This is a genomic window from Methylobacterium sp. WL103 (assembly GCF_008039885.1).
Taxonomy (GTDB): domain Bacteria; phylum Pseudomonadota; class Alphaproteobacteria; order Rhizobiales; family Beijerinckiaceae; genus Methylobacterium; species Methylobacterium cerastii.
On sequence record NZ_VRUX01000301.1, the window covers coordinates 1 to 5,096 of the forward strand.

Here is a 5,096-nt window from a genome sequence, read left to right on the forward strand (position 1 = left end):
GGGCCGCGCTGATCGGCGGCTCGGGGGCGGCGACCACGGTGGCGACGTCGCCGAGCACCACGCTGGCGCCGCCCTCGTTGACGAGCACCGTGCGGGCGATCTCGTCCGGCGTCAGCGACTGGCCTTCCGTCTGCAGGGCGATGCGCTGGTTGGCCGTGTCGACGAAGCCGGCGCCGCGCACACCCGTCGCCTTGCGCGCGGCGACCAGCACGTCGTTCAGGCCGAGGCGGAAGCGGATCAGGTCGTGCGGCCGCACCTCGACCTGGAACGCGCGCACCGCGCCGCCGTAGACCGAGACCTGGGCGATGCCGGGCACCGCGAGCAGCCGCAGGCGCACCCGCCAGTCGGCGATGGTGCGCAGGTCGAGGGCGGACCGCTTCTCCGAGGTCAGCCCGACGAGGACGACGGTGCTGGTCGAGGAGGTGAGCGCGGTCATCGCCGGCGGCAGCACGCCCTGCGGCAGGCGCCCGGCAAGGCTCGCCAACCGCTCGGTGACGAGCTGGCGCACCCGGTAGATGCTGCTGCCCGCCGTGAAGGTGGCGGTGATGACCGACAGGCCCTGGATCGAGCTCGACCGCAAAGTGGCGAGGCCGGGAAGCCCGTTGACCGCGACCTCGACGGTCTGCGTCACCAAGACCTCGACCTGTTCCGGGTTGAGCCCCGGCGCCTCGGTCTGGATCACCACCGAGGGCGGCGCGAATTCGGGGAAGACGTCGTACTTGGCCTGGCCGAGGCTGGCGGTGCCGTAGACCAGGAGCGCCAGGGCCAACGCCACGACGATTCCGGGGAAGCGGATCGCGAAAGCGACCAGGGCGGCCTGCGGACCGACGGGATCGGAGGCGGGGGCGTCGGTGTCGGGCGGCATCGGCTCAGTCGTCGTCCGCGCCGCCGGAGGCCTGCGCCTGGGCCTTCATCTCCTCCGAGAGAAGGGCCTGCGCCCCGCGCAGCACGATCTCGGTCTCGTTCGTGAGGTCGGCGACGACGAAGCCGTCGCCGGAGAGCGCCGGGTCGGCGCCGAGCGCGTGGCGGGCGAACCCGGCCTCGCCGACCGCGCGGTAGAACCAAGCCCCACCCTGCCAGTGCACCACCGCCTCCTCCGGCACCAGCACGCCGACGGCAGCCCGCGACGCGGTGATGAAGGCCAGCGTGCTCATGCCTGGCAGGAGCCCGCTGTCGCCGGACACGGTGTAGAACGCGCTCAAGCCCTGGATGCGCTGGTCGGTGCGGGTCGCGGCCGAGACGAAACGCAGGGGCACGCGCTCGCTCTGCGGGGGCACCTCGGCGAAGGCCGCGCCGGGCGGGCCCTTCAGTGCCTCCCCCGGCGGCAACGTCACCTGAACCAGGAAGTCGGCGCGCTCGATCAGTCGGGTCACGAGGCCGGAGCGCTCGACGATGCCGCGGCCGATCACCGGGCCCCATTCCTGCTGCGCGGTGGCACTCAGCGTCCGCACCTGCGACTGCGCGGCGGCGAGCGCCGCCTGGTCGGTCTGGAACGTGCCCTCGGTGGTCTCGATCTGCACCTGCGTGGCGTAGGCCCCGAGCGACTTGGCGCGCTGGAACGCGGCGCGCGAGACCTCGACCCGCGCCTGCGCCGTCTGCAGCTGCGCCGTCGCGGTGGCATAAGAGTTCGTCAGCTCGGTCACCCGCGCGAGGTCGAGGACGCTGCCGTAGGCCTGGATCTCGATCGGATGCGATTCGGATGGGCGCCGGGCGGTCTCGAGCCCGATGCGGGCGCGCTCCTCCGGCGTCATCAGCAGGCCGCGACGCTTGAGGGCGAGGCCGAGCGCCAGCTGCCCGCTCGCCCAGGAGATCGGGATCGCGAGGACGAGGCCGAGGATCGTCGGCGCCATCCAGAGGAACAGCGACGTGGCGATGGCGAAGGCGGCGACGCCTGAGACCAGGCCCAACGCCGTATGCCAGCGGTGGCGGCGGACGATGTCGGCGAACGGGATCGAGCCGTCGTCGCGGCGCTGCGGGTTCCAGCCGGTGTCGCGCCCGGCGAGGATGCTGAACACCGAGCCCGACTGGATCACCATCGCGATCGGCGCGATCAGCGCGGACAGCAGGATCTCGATGAGGCAGGACGCGACCAGCCGTCCGGCGCCGCCGCAGGCCCGGCGCACCGGGCCGTCGATCAGCGCCAGGAGGAGGCCGAGAAACTTCGGCGCCAGCAGGATGCCCATGGTCAGCCCGAAGAGCTGCAGCGCGCGCACCGGATCGAAGCGCGGGAAGACCGGGTAGAGGCCGAACTCGGTGGTGAAGTATTCGGGCTTCACGTAGGCCGTCTGCAGCACCAGCGCGATGCCGACCACGAGCTGGCACAGCCAGAACGGCGAGGCGGCATAGCCGGCGATGCCGGTGGCGAAGTGCTGGCGCGAGGCCGGCTTCAGCCCCGCCGCCCCGATGATCCGCGCATGCTGGAGGTTGCCCTGCGCCCAGCGCCGGTCGCGTACCGCCACGTCGATCAGCGAGGGCGGGCTCTCCTCGTAGGAGCCCGGCAGCGTCGGCAGCATGTACACCGCCCAGCCGGCGCGGCGGATCAGGGCGGCCTCCACGAAGTCGTGGCTGAGCACGTGGCCGCCGAAGGGCGGTTTCCCGGGGAGGTCCGGCAGGCCGCAGGCGGCGGCGAAGGCCTTCGTGCGGATGATCGCGTTGTGGCCCCAATAGTTGCCGTCGCGGCCCGACCAGTGGCCGAGGCCGGTGGCGATCACCGGGCCGTAGATGCGGGCGGCGAACTGGGTCACCCGGGCGAACAGCGTGTTGCGGTTGATGATGAGCGGCAGCGTCTGAACGATGCCGGCATCCGGGTCGGCCTCCATCGCGCCGGCGAGCCGCACGACGCTGTCGCCGGTCATCAGGCTGTCGGCGTCGAGCACCAGCATGTGGTCGTAGGCGCCGCCCCAGCGGGTGACGAAGTCGCCGATGTTGCCGGCCTTGCGGTGGTGGTTCTTCCGGCGGTGGCGGTAGTATAGGCGGGCGTCGGGGCCGAGCGCGTCCCGCAGCGCCAGGAAGGCGCGCTCCTCCGCGATCCAGGCGTCGGCTTGCGTCGAATCCGAGAGCACGAACCAGTCGAAGGCGGGCCCGAGGCCGGTGGCGTCGACCGCCTCCCGCATCGCCTCGATCGCGGCGAAGGTGCGGGCGGTGCCCTCGTTGTAGACCGGCATCAGGATCGCGGTGCGGGTGGCGAGGCCCGCCGGCACCGGCGGCAGGCGCGGGCGGCGCAGCAGCACGGCGAAGCCCAGGATCGCGCTGGTGAAGGCGAGCGCGATCCACGAGAAGGTCAGCAGGAACAAGGCCACGAGCACGTACTGCAGGGCGGTGGGCGACCCTGAGACCGACACGGTCTCGTACATCTGCCAGCCGCCGTAGCCGGTCAGCAAAATCGCGCCGCCGAAGACGAGGAGGCGCGCGGCGTGGGGCCGCGCATGGTGGCGCGACGGCCGGTGCGCGAGCGCCGGATCCCAGGCAGCCAGGCTCTGCACCGGCATCGGGAGGGGCGATTCCGGGGGCAGGGCGTCCGCGAAGGCCGCCCCGGAGGGGCGGTCCGACGAGGCGTCGCGCCGTGCGGCCGCGGGGAGGGCGGAAACGTCGTCCATGCGCACGGCCTTCGATCGAGTCTCGTCTGCGGGTCTCGCGTGGGGCGCCCGGTGCGGTCCTGCGGACCCCGGGTCCCCGCGGGCTTCTACGACGTCCAGCGGTAGAGCCAGGTCTCGGTCACCGGCCGGCCCGCCCGAACCAGGGCGAGGCGCAGCTCGCTCGCCCGCTCGCTGCCGGGATCGAGCTCGAAGGCGACCCGAACGGTCCTGCGCTCCGGGTAGCTGAAAAACTGCTGTCGGGCGATGCTGCCGGGAGACGCCGCCAGGGCGATGTCGAGGCCGCCCTCGGCAAACAGCCCGTCGCCGGTGAAGTCCACCAGGAACAGGCGGCGCGTGCCCGCGCTCCCGCGCCCGCTGCGGGTGCCCGTCACGCTTGCCGGCGGCGCGGCGGCGGGCGCCTGCCAGCACCAGTGCTGGCGGTAGCGGAAGGTGGTCTCCGAGCCGGCGGCGACGGCCTCCTTCGGGCGCCAATAGGCCAGCACGTTCTCGTTGAACTCGGAATCGCTCGGGATCTCGATCAGCGTCACCGCGCCGTCGGCCCAGGCGTCGGCGGGCTCGAGCCAGAGCGAGGGGCGCCACTCCCAGTGCTGCACGTCGTCCTCGAAATCCTCGTAGGTGCGCGCCCGCTGCATCAGGCCGAACCCCTTCGGGTTCTGGTCGACGAAGGACGAGATCTGCAGCGCGTCCGGGTTGTGGACCGGGCGCCAGATCGCCTCGCCGGCCCCGTTGCGGATCTGCAGGCCGCCGGCCGAGAAGGCGGCGGCGCGGGCGTCGTCGACGCGGCGCCGGTCCTCGGGGCCGAACAGGTAGCTCGCCTGCATGCCGCCGAGGCCGAGGTGGTCGATCGCCTTGCGGGCGAAGATCGTAGTCTCGATCTCGGTGGTCGAGGCCTCGGTGCCGGGGCGGAGCACCATCCGCAGGGCGCCGGAGGCGGAGTCGGAATCGATCAACGCGTGCAGGACGAGGGCGCCGTCGGCCGGGCGCTCGATGAACACCGCGCGGAACACCGGGAACTCCTCGCCCCGAGCGTCGGCCGGCCGCAGCGTCAAAGCCCGGGCGTTGATGCCAAAACCCTGGCCCTTGGCGACGAGGCGGAAGAACGAGGCGCCCTGGAACACGGCGAAGTCCGAAAGGTCGGGTCCGTCGGGAAAGCGGGCGCGCAGGCGGAACCCCGAGAAGCCCGGATCCTCCGAGAACTCCGGCAGCGCGAACCCGCCGGTGTCGAAGCGCGCCGGGTCGTAGGCGACCGGCCGGACCTGGCCGTCCTCCACTAGGAACAGCGCGACGCGGCCGGTGAAGATCGCGCCGCGATGCAGCGGCTCGATGGTGAAGCCGAGGTCGTCGCCGGCCCAGATCGCCGCGGCGGGCTTCGTGCGGATGGCGCCGTACTGCTCGCGGCTGAGGCCCTTCAGGCTGGCCGGGAGGTCGTCGGTGCGGGGGGCGGCGTAGGGGGCCTTGGCGAGCGCCCGGGCGAGGTCGGGCACCGTCGCCGCGTCGAAC

3 protein-coding genes are annotated in these 5,096 nt (G+C 72.8%); all 3 read right to left on the reverse strand.

All coding sequences use genetic code 11. The annotated features are described in order from the left end of the window. A partial coding sequence (locus FV222_RS16815; protein ID WP_147815191.1) for an efflux RND transporter permease subunit occupies positions 1-865 on the reverse strand: 865 nt, incomplete at its 3' end. A gap of 4 nt (positions 866-869) precedes the next feature. Continuing rightward, positions 870-3,602, reverse strand: coding sequence for a glucans biosynthesis glucosyltransferase MdoH (gene mdoH / locus FV222_RS16820; protein WP_281406890.1), 2,733 nt, complete (start codon positions 3,600-3,602; stop codon positions 870-872). 80 nt (positions 3,603-3,682) lie between these two features. Then, a partial coding sequence (locus tag FV222_RS16825; protein WP_147815193.1) for a glucan biosynthesis protein D occupies positions 3,683-5,096 on the reverse strand: 1,414 nt, incomplete at its 5' end.